Here is a 14,769-nt window from a genome sequence, read left to right as displayed (position 1 = left end):
CTCTAGATGCTGTCGAGAGAGTAGGGGTGAGGCCGTTTATCCTATGCTTAGGATTGGTAATGTCTCTCGCTCTAATTCGTAGTGCCTTCGCTGGAAATCAGGGGGTAGTGGCTACAGCAGTTGGTTTCTTATATTTCTTTAAGTTTTTTTTGTTGTTTTTAGCGGGAATAGCTCTTGGCGGGCTAGTTAAACAGCTTATGTGCCCTGAGCCATTAATGAGAATCTATTTTACCTTTCTATGCTGGGTAATGTTGATAGCTTGCTTGGTGAATCTGGCTTTTCCAGGGATTTGGCATGAATTGGTTACTCCCCAGTCTATTGATGGGCGTTTTCGGCTGATGGGACCTTTTACTAATGCAGGCAGGACAAGTTGGTTGGCGGTGGTTTGTATTATGTTTGTACTAGTTTGTGGCAATGCTTCGGCAAAGCTTATAGCTCTTCCCTTTTTTACGGTGTTTTTGTATTTGACTTACGTGAAAAAATCTTTTTTTGCGCTGTTGCTTTGCTCGGCAATTTACCAGAGAAAGCTTCTTGCTAGTTTTGTGGAATCGTGGAGTGGACGTGCTGTAATATTTGTAATTGCACTTGTATTTTTATCAGGTTTGAGTTTTTTGTTTAAGGATCTATTTGTTCGTATGGGGGCCGAGTATAGCGGCGATTCATTGACTCTTAATAATTCAAGGTTTATGTTGGCTTTAGGGGCCGTGGCTATACTGCTTGAATCCAGCTGGAATCTAATTTTGGGAGCTGGGCTGGCGACGTGGGGCGGGTATGCCTCTAGTATATTTTACAGCGAATATTATATAGCGTTAGGTGTGTCAAACAACTGGGGGTTCATTGAAGGTGCATCTACTTATACTGGAGATTTTTATATTCCTCATGTCCTTGCCGAGGTCGGAATACTTGGGACCGTAATAATGGCCTTAGTGGCAATACTGATGATTCGTATTTTTTTGCGGATATTGGCGCGTAGCACAGGTTCTGAATATAGGATGGTGCTATTTTTTTTCTTGTTGCTAATTCATGTTCTTGTGGAAAGTGTTGGTATATGCGCTGTAGAAATTAGTCAGATCGCAATTGTTACTGCTTTTTTACCCGGGCTATATATAGGCAATTATTTACGGAGGTGTTAGATGAATTATTTATTAGGGCCTTTAACTGTTAACCAGCTAGAGCATTTCGAATTATGCTGGGATAATACTGATCTAACAACATTAACAACATTAAATGCCGAGATATTACTTACTTCATATAAAGATGAACGTTTTTGTCAGGCGGTAAGTGGAAAGGGAGCGAAAATTTCAGTTGATGGTCAGTGGATTATGTTTGCCCTCAATAGGAAATATGGGAAGCTGAATATCGCGAAAAATTCGGGAAGTGACTTGATCTACTCCGTCGCAGAGCAATGTCATAGTGACGGTAAAAAATTGTTACTGCTTGGTGGGGCGATTGATACTAATAATTCAGCCGTAAAAAAGCTTAGGGAACATGTTGGTGGTAATGAATCAATTTTTGGTTATTCCCCCCCGTTTAGTAAGTATCCTTTTTCTCTTGAGTTTAGTGGAGCGATTGAGGAAAAAGTTAGGCAGATTCGGCCTCATGTAATAATTACCGCTTTTGGTGTTCCTAAACAAGAATATTGGTCGCTAGAGAACGGTGGCCTCTTAGAGGAATGCGGTGTTAGATATGTATTATTCTTCGGCGGCGCCATAGATATGGTGGCTGGAAAGTATAAAAGGGCCCCGGGTATTTTGACGAAACTTGGTCTAGAGGGGATTTACCGTCTAATTCTTCAGCCTTCAAGGATTCGTAGATACTATAAATTATTAAAACTCATTCCAATGATCGTGTTTAATCGTTTGTAGGGAGAAAAAGTGGAAAGAAATTTATCAAAGGTTCTAGTGGTTGGGCGAAATGGTGTAGTAGCGAAACACTTACTTCGAATGAGAGATGACTTTTTGTCGACTTCAACACAAGACGGAGCTGATTATCGTTTTGAATTGGCTAATCCTCGGGACTTTGACTATTCAGAGTTTGGGGTAGGGGATACCGTGATCTTTACTGCAGCTATATCTTCCCCTGATCGCTGCTCACGAGAATATGACTTTGCATATCGAATAAATGTTGTTGGTACTAAATATGCAATCTCTCGTTTCCTTGAGAGGGGAGTTAAGGTTCTCTTTTTCTCAAGTGATGTAGTATATGGTGAATCGGAGAGTGTTGTTGACGAAGAGTCAACAACAAATCCCTTCGGAGAATATGCTGCAATGAAAGAGGAAGTGGAAAGACAGTTTGCGGGTAACCCTTTGTTTAAGATACTCCGTCTGTCCTATGTGATATCTTCTCTGGATTCGTTTGTTCAGTATGTTGTCTCATGCATTAAATCAGGTGAAGAGGCTGAAGTATTTTATCCGTTGTCACGTAAAGTGATCGATGTTGAAGATGTGGTTGAAGCTACTATACGTATAGTAGAAGACTGGGATGCTTATAAATACCCAGTTTTAAACTTATGTGGGGAGGTCGATGTGCAGCGGGAAGAAATAGCCCAGCTGATTGATTCCTCGTCTCAATCTGCTGAACGACTAAAGTATCGATGCGTTGACTTGCCCGAAGGGTTTTGGGATTCTCGGCCGAAGATAATTAATGTTGAATCTAGGCACCTCTCTAGCTTACTTGGCAGGAAGCCTAGATCAATTGAATATACATGTAAAAATATAATGTTGGAGTACTCATGACGAAGGCTTTGATAACTGGTGTTACAGGACAGGTTGGGTCCCTTCTTGCGGACTATTTAATTGAGAATACAGATTATAATATTGTTGGAATGATGCGCTGGCAGGAGCCATTAGATAATTTATATCAGTTGACTCCTCGGATTAATAAACAGGATCGAATGTCATTATATTATGCGGATTTAACTGACTTCGCGTCCTTAAATAAGATGATCTGTGATGTTCGGCCTGATTTTATTTTCCACTTGGGGGCTCAATCTTTTCCTAAGACTTCGTTTGATGTCCCGATTGAAACTCTGCAGACAAATATAATTGGTACGGGAAACCTCCTTGAGGCTGTTCGTCAAAATAGGACGGACGGTTATGAGCCTGTGGTGCATGTGTGTTCCTCAAGTGAAGTCTATGGTAAAGCTCCCGTTGGTGTAGCACTTTCAGAAGACACGAAGTTTCATGGGGCAAGCCCTTATAGTATTAGTAAGATTGGAACTGATTACTTGGGGCAATTCTACGGGGAGGCCTACGGAATAAAGACCTTTGTTACAAGAATGGGCAGCCATAGTGGCCCACGGCGCAGTGATGTATTTTTTGAAAGCACCGTGGCGAAGCAAATTGCTTTAATTGAGGCGGGGTTACAGGATCCCGTAATTAAAGTAGGGAATTTGACCAGCGTGCGCACCTATCAGGATGCGAGAGATGCTGTAAGGGCATACTATCTCTTGTCATTGAAATCTCGCTCCGGGGAGGTTCCATGCGGTGAGGCATTTAATATAGCTGGAGAGGAGGTGTATGAATTACCAAAAGTAATTGAATTGCTTCTTAGTATGAGTAATAGAGATGATATTAAGGTTGAATCAGATCAATCTCGAATGCGTCCTATTGATGCAGACTATCAAATGTTTGATAACTCCAAGATTCGATCAGTTATCGACTGGGTGCCAGAAATTTCGACAAGAAAAATGTTTGAGGACTTGCTGAATCACTGGCGCAGTTTTATCGGAGAGGGAAAGGTTCCTCTTGATCGATAACTATATTAGGGGATTTAAATGAAAGTGCGTTCTCGAGCACCACTGAGGTTGGGCCTGGCGGGTGGTGGTACAGATGTATCTCCTTATAGTGATACATTTGGTGGTTGTGTACTCAATGCAACAATAAATATGTATGCTCATTGCACAATTGAGTGTGGAGAGCATCTAGAGGGGGTTGAGTTTGAAGCTAAAGATATTAATGAGAAAGAAGCTTTTTCATTGAGTGCTCCTATGCCGCTAGATCAAGGTCTTCTACTGCATCGAGCGGTTTATACTCGAGTGGTTAACGAGTTTTTAGGGGGGCGCTCGATTCCAATTCGGGTTGTGACCTACTGTGATGCCCCTCCTGGTAGCGGGCTTGGATCCTCGTCAACCATGGTTGTTGCGATGCTAGAGGCCTTTAAAACGGCCTTTTCCCTCCCCCTTGGCGAGTACGATATAGCTCAGTTAGCATTCGATATTGAGAGGGTTGATTGCTCTTTATCCGGCGGAAAGCAAGATCAATATGCTGCAACTTTTGGGGGAGTTAATTTTATGGAGTTTTGTGAGGGGAGTCGTGTAATCGTAAACCCATTACGTATCCGTCGTTATATTATGAGTGAGATTGAAGAATCTTTAGTTTTGTTTTTTACCGGAGCCTCCCGGGATTCTGCAAATATTATTTCGGATCAAATGAAATCAATTTCGAGTAAAGAGGGGGCGTCATTAGATGCAATGCATGCGGTTAAGGCGTCAGCGATCAAAATTAAGGAGCATTTACTGAAAGGTGAGATAACTGAGCTTATCAATGCATTTAAACTGTCTTGGGAGGCGAAAAAGAGAACCTCTAAGTCAATTTCAAACAGTACTATAGATAAAGTTGAGCAAGATGTATTTCGTGTCGGAGCGCTGTCTTTAAAAGTGTCAGGTGCTGGCGGAGGAGGTTTTATGATGATTTTCTGCAACCCTGAAGACAAACCAGCGATTGAGGCTGAATTACTCAAAAGTCAGGGGCAAGTACATCGTGTTCAATTTACAAGTGAAGGGTGTACCTCATGGACAATTTAAGTTTTATTGATAACTATCTTGAAAACAGTATGTCGGTAAAGAGCAGACTGAAAAGCGATGGGTCGCTAATTTCAGTTGTTTCCGCGGTCAGCGACTTAATTGTAGATGTGTATAAAAATGGTGGGCGTGTACTAATTGCCGGAAATGGGGGTAGTGCAGCTGATGCACAGCATATCGCTGCAGAGTTTGTAAGTCGATTTTACTTTGATCGTCCTGGGTTACCTTCAATAGCGTTGAGCACAGATACGTCTATGTTGACAGCAATTGGCAATGATTATGGCTTTGACAAACTCTTTTCTCGTCAAGTTCAGGCTCAAGGAAATGAGGGTGATGTATTTATTGGGATTAGTACTTCAGGAAACTCTAAGAATATTCTCGAGGCTGTAAAGACGTGTAAAGAATTGGGAGTTACAAGTGTGGCTCTTTGTGGAGAGGGAGGTAGATTGGCTGAAATGTGTGATTATTCAATCTCTATTCCTTCAAAAGTCACTCCTCATATTCAAGAGTGTCATATATGTGTAGGTCATATCATATGCGCTATAGTGGAAGAAAAGATCTTTGGTAATGATTAAAGAAGCAATAGTTCTGGTTGGCGGTAAAGGAACGCGTCTAAAAAGCGTTTCGGGGGACACTCCTAAACCTCTGGTGGCGGTAGGGGGTACTCCTTTTTTACATTATATTCTTTCTCAGTTGTCGGGTGCCGGTTTTAATAGGATTGTCCTTGCTGCAGGTTATCGTGCAGAAGATTTCATGGGTTTTCTTGAGGATTATCAATACTTGGGGGCGGAAATCATAGTGTCTGTTGAAAAACAACCATTAGGGACTGGCGGGGCAATTCGGCTTGCTTCAGATTATTTAAGTGGAGACTCTTTTTTGGTTGTAAATGGCGATACCTATAGTGATGTAAATTTATTTGAGTTTTTGAACTATGGAGTTAGTCATTTACCTTCGTTAAGTTTGGTTGGAGTTTATGTCGATGACGCTTCTCGATATGGTTCGCTTACTCTGGGGGAGGGGGATCGAGTAATTAGTATGGGAGAAAAATCATTACGTGGTCCAGCATTTATAAATAGTGGCTTATATTATGTTTCGAAGATGTTGATTTCTGGTTGGGGAAAGGGGGAATCATTTTCTTTTGAGAAAGATGTTTTAGAGAGTTGTGATACAAAGATCTACTGTTATAAATCTAAAGGTTATTTCATCGATATCGGTGTGCCTGAAGATTATTACAAAGCAAATAATAAGTTTTCATAGAGGTTGAGTGTGAAAGTGCTGTTTCTTGATCGCGACGGTGTCGTGAATGAAGAGGTTAATTATTTATATCGAACAGAGGACTTTCGATTTGCTAGAAATGCTCTTATTGGAATAAAGGCATTTGTGGCCCTTGGTTATCAGATTGCTATAGTGACAAATCAAGCTGGGATCGCAAGAGGATATTATACTGAAGAAGACTACCGTAAATTAACAGAGTTTTATTTAAAAAAACTTGAGGCACATGGTGTTCCAATATTAACAGTTGCTCATTGTCCGCATCACCCTGAAGGGGTGGTAGAGAAATATAGCTATGAGTGTGATTGTAGGAAACCAAAGCCCGGAATGATTGATGATATTGTTAATGAATGGAACGTTAATAAGGCTGAATCTATAATGGTCGGAGATAAGCTGAGTGATATCGAAGCAGGGCTTAGAGCTGGTATTGAGAATTGTTTCTTGGTTGAAACCGGTCATGATCTTCCACATAATCTAGCCCAAGAAATACGAGTGTGTAATGACTTGATAGAAGTGTCTGAGTTATGTAGATAAAACCATGTAGAGCGAGACTTTAGGAAAACTGTGTAACTGCCTATCATACTAGCCATAACAGCTAAGGATAGGCAGCAATGAACAAGCAAGAACTAGAAGCCTTCTCACCCAAAGCAGCTAAATCCATTAAGCTAGGAAGTGACATGGCCGTTTTCTGCAGATGCTTATGAAGGTTACCATCGAGATAGCCCTGGATGATCACCTCGGCGACGACAAGCGCGATAAAGCCAACACAAATGGTAACTCTGTAAGCGTCAATCCAACCCCACCCTAGGCAACCATTAGCAATACATTTAGGCTTCAAGTTTTTAACAAGGAGCCCATCATGCCCAAAAAATCTCGCTACGATTGGCAGGCACTATTCAAAGAGTTTGAGGTCAGCGGCCTAAATCAAACTGCATTTTGCAAAGAGCACGAACTCAACCCCAAATACTTCAATCTGAAATACGGCTGTAACTCTCCCCTAAACTAGCACAGCTCAAACGTAGAATTTTCTTTAGACTACCCCAAAGAGGATTTGCCTATGAGCAAACGAATGACTGAAAGCCAAATTGTTGCGGTTTTAAAAGAAGCGGAAGCCGGCATGCCGATCAAAGAGGTGTGCCGAAAACATAACATCGGCAACTCAACGTTTTATAAATGGCGTGAAAAATATGGCGGTATGGAAGCCTCTGATGTTAGGCGACTAAAGGAACTGGAAGACGAAAATAGGCGCTTAAAACAAATGTATGCGGAGTTGAGCCTTAAATCTCAGCTGCAGGAAGAAATCATAAAAAAGCTGTAGTGCCTGTTGCTGAGCGTAAAGCCTGGGCTAAGGAGCTTCAGGCTGATCATGAGGTAAGTATCGTCATGAGTTGTGAGATAACAGGCGTTAGCCGAACTGCGTATTATTATGAGCCAAAGCTAGTTGATGATAGTGAGATCATCGACGCTTTAGATAAGCTTATTGAAAAGCATCCACGCTGGGGATTCCCCAAGTGCTTCAAGCGACTACGGGCGTTGCGTAAAGGCTGGAACCATAAGCGTGTTTATCGCGTTTATACCGAAATGAAGCTCAACATCAGGCGGAAATCTAAAAAACGCTTACCGCCTAGAAATCCAGAGCCACTGGCCGTTCCGGTAGAAAGCGGGTCATCTTGGTCAATGGATTTTATGAGCGACAGCCTGCAAAACAAAGTTCGTTTTCGCACTTTCAATGTTATTGACGATTTTAATCGAGAAATACTTGGTATCGATATTGGCACTGGTATGCCAGCAGCAAGAGTTACTCGGTATCTTGACCAGCTTGCAGCCTGGCATGGCTACCCAGAAAAGGTTCGTGTTGATAACGGGCCTGAATATACGTCAAGTGAATTCACCGAGTGGGCAGATCGGAACAATGTGAGGATCGACTACATCAAGCCCGGATGTCCTTACCAAAATGCTTACATTGAGCGCTTTAACCGAACCTATCGTGACGAGGTGTTAGACCTTTACATCTTCACCAATTTAAACGAAGTGATTGAGATGACCGACGACTGGATAAAGCTATATAACACGGAGCGACCTCACGACTCACTGAATGATATGACGCCAATTGAGTACAAATTAGCAGCCTAATTTTTTACGCGAGGGCTGTGTTAAGAAAGAGGTATTTACACAGTTGAAATATAAGCTCTTTATTGCAGGCTTGGTACAGTATGTCGATGGCTTTCGCATGCCGACTACTTTTTGGTGTTCTTTGAGTGGCTTACCTGAAATAGTCAGCCCTTGTTCCAGAATAAAGTGAGTATCGCCAAGGCTTAAGGTGTTGCCTTCAAGAGCCGTAGAGCTGTGGGTCCATAAGTCTCGCAGCTGCTTTAGTACGTGCTCTCGCTTTGCTTTATCAGCGAAAGAAAGCTCTGTTCAAGTTGAGCGATGTACTGATAACGCGTCGAGCGTGCAGCTATGCTTGTAATCAATGGTGCAAGCTTCTTTCTGAGCAGGCCACGGTACTGGCTTGTTGAATCTCTTTTAAACTCAGGGGCTGCGTTTGCGCTTTTTAAAAGTCGAGTATGAGCTGTTGTTGCAGTTTGTCGGTAATTATTGATTAAGAGTGGCCGTAAAAAAGTCTTATCGGCCATTTTGACCTTTGGTTTCGAGGCACAGCTGTAGCCACTGCTCTCCCGCAACTTTGGCTTGTGCGTAGCGGTGTTTGATGATGTTAAAGCTTCGGCTCATGCTGCGCTTGTTGGGTTTAAGTACTTTGAGCACGCCGAGCTTTATTTCATCGGCAATGGCTATTTCAGATAGGCAGCCAAGCCCAAGCCCTGACTTTACGGCGTTTTTAATGGCCTCGTTATGGGTCAGTTCGGCGCGAATAGTTAGTTTTGCTAGCAGGCCTGCCATGGCTTTGTCGAAGGTTTGTCTATGGGCTGAACCGGGCTCTCGAAGAATCCAGCTACTGTTTAAGATATCTTTGTCTTTTAAAATGCCTTTATCTGCTAAAGGGTGTTGTGGCGAGCAAAAAATCAGCATGTTATCTGGCTGCCAGTGTTGGAGTTCGAGTTCCTTGTGTTTAAATTCAGCTTCAATGAGGCCAATATCGACCTCGAAATTTAAAACTTTTTCGACAATTTCAGGTGAGCTGCCTACAACAATATCAACCTTCACCTCGGGGTAAAGCTGGCTGTATTTGGCTAAATAGTTGAAAGCAAGGTAGTTACCAATAGTCAGGCTTGCACCAACGCGCAGTTCTTGTTTGTTTTCATGTTGGCTGAGTTCGTTTTCAAATGCTTGTGCTTGCAGCAAAAGTTGTTCGGCTTTAGGGCGTAAAGTGCTGCCTAAAGTATTAAGGCGTACTCGCTTGGCACTTCTGTCAAAAAGCTGGATTTTATAACGAGCTTCAAATTCTTTAAGGGCTGTACTGCAGGCACTTTGCGAAAGGTTGAGCTCTTGCGCAGCTAAGCCAATATTTTGGTGTCTGGCAACGGCAAGAAAGACTTGTAGCTGGCGTAAGGTGTATTTCATGCGTCTATTTTATAGATGGTTTTGTTCAGTATATTCGGTTTTATAAATAAATCTATTCGGCGTATAATCGCGTCAATTTCTACTAGTAATGTCTTTTACGCATTTCCTATATAGGTCTCATCTATGGACGAAGCTCGCCGTACTCACCTCAAGCAGCTTGAGGCTGAGTCTATACACATTATCCGCGAAGTGGCTGCGGAGTTTGATAACCCCGTTATGCTCTATTCGGTGGGTAAAGATTCCGCCGTTATGCTGCATTTGGCTCGTAAAGCCTTTGCTCCTGGGGTACCTCCTTTCCCTTTGATGCACGTTGATACCACGTGGAAGTTCAAAGAGATGATCCAGTTCCGTGATGAAATGGCCAAAGAGGCTGGTATGGAATTGTTGGTGCACACGAATCAAGAGGGCAAAGCGGCCAATATCAACCCTTTTGACCACGGTTCAGCCAAATATACCGATATTATGAAGACGGTGGCCTTGAAGCAGGCGTTGGATAAATACGGTTTTGATGCCGCCTTTGGTGGCGCCCGTCGCGACGAAGAGAAAAGCCGTGCGAAAGAGCGCGTGTATAGCTTCCGTGATAAACATCACCGTTGGGACCCTAAAAATCAGCGCCCTGAGTTGTGGAATATCTATAACTCACGTGTGAACAAGGGTGAATCTATCCGTGTTTTCCCTTTGTCTAACTGGACTGAGCTGGATATCTGGCAGTACATCTATCTAGAAAGCATCAAAATTGTGCCTCTATACCTAAGTGCACCACGCCCTGTGGTTGAGCGTGACGGCATGTTGATTATGGTTGACGACGAGCGCCTGCCTTTGGAAGAGGGGGAAGTGCCTGAAGAGAAGTGGGTGCGCTTCCGTACTTTGGGCTGTTATCCGTTGACCGGTGCTGTTGAGTCTAAAGCTCAGACTTTACCCGATGTGATTCAAGAGATGCTGTTAACAACGACCTCTGAGCGTTCAGGGCGTGCGATTGATCATGATTCGGCGGGCTCCATGGAGAAGAAGAAGCGCGAAGGCTATTTCTAAAAACCGATGCTTAGCTAGTTTACTTGCCAGCGCGGTCGCTTTTGGCCGCTCAAAATGCTCATTTACTGCATGTAAACTCCGCTTTTTCGCGGCCAAAACGCGACCACGCTGGCGGCGACACTTACGCTAATCATTCGATTTTTTGTCGAGAGGTTGAAGTAAAAAGAATTGTGAGATTGGATATGAGTTTCCGGTCTCAGCACTAAACGAGAGAAACGTATGTCTCATCAAAGTGATTTGATTGCTGAAGATATTCAGCAATATTTGAAGCAGCATGAAGAAAAAGATTTGCTGCGTTTTATTACCTGTGGTTCGGTAGATGACGGTAAATCTACCTTGATTGGCCGTTTGTTACATGACACCAAAATGATCTATGAAGATCAGTTGGCAGCGATCTCTAAAGATTCTAAAGCGCATGGCACCACCGGTGAAAAAGTCGATTTGGCTTTATTGGTTGATGGTTTGCAAAGTGAGCGTGAGCAGGGCATCACCATTGATGTGGCTTACCGCTATTTTTCTACCGATAAACGTAAGTTTATTATTGCCGATACCCCAGGGCACGAGCAGTACACGCGTAACATGGCAACCGGTGGCTCAACGGCACAGTTGGCGATTTTGTTAATTGATGCCCGCTATGGTGTGCAAACTCAAACGCGTCGTCACAGCTTTATTTGTTCTTTATTGGGTATTAAGAACTTTGTGATCGCTGTGAATAAAATGGATTTGATCGACTTCGCAGAAGATAAATACGAAGCCATTAAAGCCGATTACATCGAGTTTGCTAAAAGCCTGCCTTCACAGCCTGAGTTTAAGTTTATTCCTATCTCGGCCTTGGATGGCGACAACGTGGCCGAGCTGAGTGACGAGTCTCCTTGGTATAAAGAGCAGCCACTACTGGATATTTTAGAGACGGTTGAGCTAGGTGCTGAGGCCAGTTTTGAAGCTCCGCGCTTCCCGGTTCAATATGTGAACCGCCCTAATTTGAACTTCCGTGGTTTCTGCGGAACCGTCGCTTCAGGTGTGTTTAAGCCAGGCCAAGAAGTGATGGCACTGCCTTCACATAAAAAGTCGACTGTAAAACAAGTGGTGACTTACGAAGGCGATATCGACGCCGCTTATCCTGGTGATGCGGTCACCCTAACGTTGAACGATGAGATCGACATCAGTCGTGGTGACATGATTGTTGCGGCCAATGACACGGTTAAGCCTGTTAACGCGATGATGATCGACGTTGTGTGGATGCATGAAGATGCGCTGACAGTTGGTAAGAATTATTACGTTAAGGTCGGTTCCGCAGAAGTGAACGGTACCGTGACCTCTATCGAGTATCAGGTAGATGTCAACACCTTGGAGAAAAGTCAGGTTGAGAATGTTCCATTAAATGGTATTGCGCGTTGTAAGTTAGAGCTTACCGAAGCGGTGACCGTCGATGCTTATCAAGACAATCGCCATACTGGTAATCTAATTTTTATTGATCGTCTTAGCAACGTGACCGTTGGCGCTGCTATGGTGGCCGAGCCTTTAACAGATGAAGATGTTGCTTGGCACAACATGGATGTGAATAAAGAAGCGCGTGCAAGCCGCAATGGCCAAAAGCCCGCGGTTATTTGGTTTACCGGCTTAAGTGGATCAGGTAAGTCAACTTCCGCAAGTGCTTTAGAAAAAGCCTTGTTCTCTATGGGCTTTAATACTTACCTGCTAGATGGTGACAACGTTCGCCAAGGTCTTAGTAAGGATTTGGGTTTTGATGAGGCTGGCCGCGTAGAAAATATTCGCCGTGTTGGCGAGGTCGCTAAATTAATGGTCGATGCGGGCATGCTGGTATTTACCTCCTTTATCTCGCCATTTAAAGATGATCGTCGCATTGTTCGTAACATGTTGGAGGACGGAGAGTTTATCGAGGTTCATGTAAACACGGCACTTGAAACCTGTGAGCAGCGCGACCCTAAAGGCTTGTATAAAAAGGCGCGTTCAGGGGTTATCACGAATTTCACGGGTATTGATTCACCTTATGAAGAGCCTGAGAACGCTGAAATTACTATTGATACAGACGCTATGAGTGTTGATGAGGTGGTTGCTCATCTATTGCGTAAACTACGTGAATTAAACGTTATTTCTTAGTTGCCTATTTATAAGTAGAACTGACTTATTAAAGCCCGCCCATTACGCGGGCTTTTTTGTAGCCTAAAGGAAGTAGATGAAGATGTTACAAGCTGTAATGAATGCGGTTGCTCAAGCGGGCAGTTCGATACTGGATGTATATAACAGTGACGACTTTGGCATTGAAATTAAAGAAGACAATAGCCCTTTGACTAAGGCCGATCAGCTTGCTCACGATATATTGGTGAAGGCCTTAAGTGAGCTGAAAGTCGGTCCAATATTGTCTGAAGAAGATGCCGATATAAGTTGGGCTGAGCGTCAAAGCTGGAAACAATACTGGTTGGTTGACCCGCTCGACGGTACAAAAGAATTTATTAAGCGCAGTGGTGAATTTACTGTAAATGTTGCCCTTGTTCGTGATGGTGAGCCTGTACTTGGGGTCGTCTACGCCCCAGTTATGGATCTTTGGTATGTTGGTGAACAAGGTAAAGGGGCTTGGAAGCAACAGGGCGCGGGCGAGCGTAAATGTATCAAGCCTGCGGCTATTCCCGAGCAGGGAAAAACGTGGCGTATTGTTGGTAGTCGCTCTCATAGTAGCGACGATTTTGAACGTTTTATGGCTGTTTTCCCGAATGCAGATTTATTGAGTGTTGGTTCATCATTAAAACTCTGCATGGTAGCAGACGGTAGTGCGGATCTTTATCCTCGGCTGATTCCTACCTGTGAATGGGATACAGCTGCAGCGCAAGCGATTGTGGAAGCAGCAGGTGCAAAGGTACTTAATTGGGAAACCAAAGAGCCTTTGCGTTACAACACTAAAGAGACCTTGCTAAATCCTTATTTTGTTGTTTGTTCGGAGCCGTCTAAGGTTTGGCTCAACTTGTCATTTTAAGCGTTTGTTATATTAAAAAGCCGAGCTAGGCTCGGCTTTACTAACTTAGTTGTATTGATTTTCTATCCAGTCTTGGTAGCTGCCATCCATAACTTTACTCCACCATTCTTGGTTGTCTAAGTACCATTGCAGTGTTTTTCTAATACCCGTTTCAAAACTTTCACTTGGTTTATAGCCTAATTCGTTTTCAGCTTTGGTTGGATCAATAGCGTAGCGTCTATCGTGTCCGGGGCGATCCTTTACATAGGTAATTAAACTAGCGCAGTTATTGTTTATGGCTGCCTTAGCCTCTGGGAAGCGGTGAGCCAAGTCTGTATTGTTGCTAAAAGCTTCATCCATAAGTTTGCAGACTAAATTGACGATATCAATATTAGCCCACTCGTTAATACCGCCAATGTTATAGCATTCACCTAGTCGACCTTTTTGTATGACAAGGTCGATACCTCGAGCGTGATCTTCCACATAAAGCCAGTCACGAATTTGTTGGCCATCACCATAAATAGGTAGGGCTTTATTAAATAAGATGTTGGTAATAACTAGGGGGATCAGTTTTTCAGGAAAGTGAAAAGGCCCGTAGTTATTTGAGCAGTTAGATGTTGTGACTTTTAAGCCATAGGTGTGGTGGTAGGCACGAACCAAATGATCGCTAGCGGCTTTGCTTGCAGAATAAGGTGAGTTGGGTGCATAGGCGGTGCTTTCATTAAAAGCTGGGTCATCAGTATTTAAGCTGCCGTAAACTTCATCGGTGCTAACATGGTGAAAGCGGTGTTCTGGTTTTAACCCTTCATCAAGCCATATTTTTTTAGCGACTTTAAGTAAGGCGTGAGTGCCAATGATGTTGGTTTCTAAAAAGGCATCGGGGCCTGTAATTGAGCGATCAACATGGCTTTCTGCGGCAAAGTGCACAATGGTATCAATGTCGTGTTCACGCATTAGTTTTTCAACTAACTCATCATCACAAATATTACCGTGCACGAATTTTAGATTTTTATTATCGCGAACGTGATCAAGATTGCTCATATTGCCAGCATAGGTGAGAGCATCTAGGGCGATGATGTTATCGTTGCTATATTGTTTCAGCCAATAGTGAACAAAATTAGCTCCGATAAATCCGGCAGCACCGGTAACTAGGAGTTTTTTAGGCATTTTA

General features: G+C 43.2%; 15 protein-coding genes. 13 read left to right on the top strand and 2 right to left on the bottom strand.

All coding sequences use genetic code 11. The features are described from left to right. The first annotated feature begins 59 nt into the window (after nt 1-59). The 10 genes from AB1S55_RS16050 (at nt 60) to AB1S55_RS16005 (ending at nt 8,206) form a co-directional block, all read left to right on the top strand. Nucleotides 60-1,133, top strand: a complete 1,074-nt coding sequence (locus tag AB1S55_RS16050; protein ID WP_370979194.1) for a hypothetical protein — start codon at nt 60-62, stop codon at nt 1,131-1,133. After that, nucleotides 1,134-1,865 carry a WecB/TagA/CpsF family glycosyltransferase gene (locus AB1S55_RS16045; RefSeq protein ID WP_370979193.1) on the top strand — a complete coding sequence of 244 codons (732 nt, stop codon included), beginning with the start codon at nt 1,134-1,136 and terminating at the stop codon, nt 1,863-1,865. Nucleotides 1,866-1,874: 9 nt separating this feature from the next. After that, complete coding sequence (locus AB1S55_RS16040) at nt 1,875-2,735, top strand: NAD-dependent epimerase/dehydratase family protein (protein ID WP_370979192.1); 861 nt, start codon at nt 1,875-1,877, stop codon at nt 2,733-2,735. Beyond that, nucleotides 2,732-3,757: a GDP-mannose 4,6-dehydratase gene (locus AB1S55_RS16035; RefSeq protein ID WP_370979191.1), complete on the top strand. Its 1,026-nt coding sequence runs from the start codon at nt 2,732-2,734 to the stop codon at nt 3,755-3,757. The genes AB1S55_RS16040 and AB1S55_RS16035 overlap by 4 nt, the downstream gene beginning before the upstream one ends. Nucleotides 3,758-3,775: 18 nt before the next feature. Further along, nucleotides 3,776-4,804 carry a hypothetical protein gene (locus AB1S55_RS16030; protein WP_370979190.1) on the top strand — a complete coding sequence of 343 codons (1,029 nt, stop codon included), beginning with the start codon at nt 3,776-3,778 and terminating at the stop codon, nt 4,802-4,804. Beyond that, on the top strand, nt 4,792-5,376 hold the full coding sequence (locus AB1S55_RS16025) for an SIS domain-containing protein (protein ID WP_370979189.1): 585 nt from the start codon (nt 4,792-4,794) through the stop codon (nt 5,374-5,376). Before AB1S55_RS16030 ends, AB1S55_RS16025 begins: the two co-directional genes overlap by 13 nt. Continuing rightward, nucleotides 5,369-6,058 carry a sugar phosphate nucleotidyltransferase gene (locus AB1S55_RS16020; RefSeq protein ID WP_370979188.1) on the top strand — a complete coding sequence of 230 codons (690 nt, stop codon included), beginning with the start codon at nt 5,369-5,371 and terminating at the stop codon, nt 6,056-6,058. Before AB1S55_RS16025 ends, AB1S55_RS16020 begins: the two co-directional genes overlap by 8 nt. A 9-nt stretch (nt 6,059-6,067) precedes the next feature. Beyond that, nucleotides 6,068-6,607 carry a D-glycero-alpha-D-manno-heptose-1,7-bisphosphate 7-phosphatase gene (locus AB1S55_RS16015; protein ID WP_370979187.1) on the top strand — a complete coding sequence of 180 codons (540 nt, stop codon included), beginning with the start codon at nt 6,068-6,070 and terminating at the stop codon, nt 6,605-6,607. 325 nt (nt 6,608-6,932) lie between these two features. Then, the gene (locus AB1S55_RS16010; RefSeq protein ID WP_370979186.1) at nt 6,933-7,079 is read left to right on the top strand and encodes a hypothetical protein; all 147 of its coding nucleotides are present in this window, start codon (nt 6,933-6,935) and stop codon (nt 7,077-7,079) included. A 51-nt stretch (nt 7,080-7,130) separates the two neighbouring features. Continuing rightward, nucleotides 7,131-8,206, top strand: a protein-coding gene (locus AB1S55_RS16005; RefSeq protein WP_370979185.1) for an IS3 family transposase whose coding sequence is annotated in 2 segments (ribosomal slippage) — nt 7,131-7,380 and nt 7,380-8,206 — 1,077 coding nt in all. Because the reading frame shifts where the segments join, the coding sequence is not laid out codon by codon here. A gap of 492 nt (nt 8,207-8,698) precedes the next feature. On the opposite strand, the gene AB1S55_RS16000 is transcribed toward AB1S55_RS16005, so the two are convergent. Then, complete coding sequence (locus tag AB1S55_RS16000; protein WP_370979184.1) at nt 8,699-9,595, bottom strand: LysR substrate-binding domain-containing protein; 897 nt, start codon at nt 9,593-9,595, stop codon at nt 8,699-8,701. 123 nt (nt 9,596-9,718) lie between these two features. On the opposite strand from AB1S55_RS16000, the gene cysD reads away from it, so the two are divergent. From cysD to cysQ, 3 genes are all read left to right on the top strand, one after another. Beyond that, nucleotides 9,719-10,627, top strand: a complete 909-nt coding sequence (cysD, locus tag AB1S55_RS15995; RefSeq protein WP_370979183.1) for a sulfate adenylyltransferase subunit CysD — start codon at nt 9,719-9,721, stop codon at nt 10,625-10,627. A gap of 219 nt (nt 10,628-10,846) precedes the next feature. Then, nucleotides 10,847-12,748 (top strand): sulfate adenylyltransferase subunit CysN, encoded by a 1,902-nt coding sequence (cysN, locus tag AB1S55_RS15990; RefSeq protein ID WP_370979182.1) that lies wholly within the window; start codon nt 10,847-10,849, stop codon nt 12,746-12,748. Nucleotides 12,749-12,824: 76 nt separating this feature from the next. Further along, nucleotides 12,825-13,619 carry a 3'(2'),5'-bisphosphate nucleotidase CysQ gene (gene cysQ, locus AB1S55_RS15985; protein ID WP_370979181.1) on the top strand — a complete coding sequence of 265 codons (795 nt, stop codon included), beginning with the start codon at nt 12,825-12,827 and terminating at the stop codon, nt 13,617-13,619. 45 nt (nt 13,620-13,664) lie between these two features. Here cysQ and rfbB read toward each other — a convergent pair whose 3' ends face one another. Further along, nucleotides 13,665-14,765, bottom strand: coding sequence for a dTDP-glucose 4,6-dehydratase (rfbB, locus tag AB1S55_RS15980; protein ID WP_370979180.1), 1,101 nt, complete (start codon nt 14,763-14,765; stop codon nt 13,665-13,667). Nucleotides 14,766-14,769 lie beyond the last annotated feature (4 nt).

It is taken from the genome of Agaribacterium sp. ZY112, from assembly GCF_041346925.1.
Taxonomy (GTDB): Bacteria; Pseudomonadota; Gammaproteobacteria; order Pseudomonadales; family Cellvibrionaceae; genus Agaribacterium.
This window is presented reverse-complemented; position numbering and strand designations above follow the sequence as displayed.

Coding starts and splice junctions, on each gene's coding strand:
- AB1S55_RS16000 (WP_370979184.1), bottom strand. CDS start 9,595: ATGAAATACACCTTACGCCAGCTACAAGTCTTTCTTGCCGTTGCCAGA.
- cysQ (WP_370979181.1), top strand. CDS start 12,825: ATGAAGATGTTACAAGCTGTAATGAATGCGGTTGCTCAAGCGGGCAGT.
- AB1S55_RS16030 (WP_370979190.1), top strand. CDS start 3,776: ATGAAAGTGCGTTCTCGAGCACCACTGAGGTTGGGCCTGGCGGGTGGT.
- cysN (WP_370979182.1), top strand. CDS start 10,847: ATGTCTCATCAAAGTGATTTGATTGCTGAAGATATTCAGCAATATTTG.
- AB1S55_RS16020 (WP_370979188.1), top strand. CDS start 5,369: ATGATTAAAGAAGCAATAGTTCTGGTTGGCGGTAAAGGAACGCGTCTA.
- rfbB (WP_370979180.1), bottom strand. CDS start 14,765: ATGCCTAAAAAACTCCTAGTTACCGGTGCTGCCGGATTTATCGGAGCT.
- AB1S55_RS16050 (WP_370979194.1), top strand. CDS start 60: ATGTCTCTCGCTCTAATTCGTAGTGCCTTCGCTGGAAATCAGGGGGTA.
- AB1S55_RS16025 (WP_370979189.1), top strand. CDS start 4,792: ATGGACAATTTAAGTTTTATTGATAACTATCTTGAAAACAGTATGTCG.
- AB1S55_RS16010 (WP_370979186.1), top strand. CDS start 6,933: ATGCCCAAAAAATCTCGCTACGATTGGCAGGCACTATTCAAAGAGTTT.
- cysD (WP_370979183.1), top strand. CDS start 9,719: ATGGACGAAGCTCGCCGTACTCACCTCAAGCAGCTTGAGGCTGAGTCT.
- AB1S55_RS16045 (WP_370979193.1), top strand. CDS start 1,134: ATGAATTATTTATTAGGGCCTTTAACTGTTAACCAGCTAGAGCATTTC.
- AB1S55_RS16035 (WP_370979191.1), top strand. CDS start 2,732: ATGACGAAGGCTTTGATAACTGGTGTTACAGGACAGGTTGGGTCCCTT.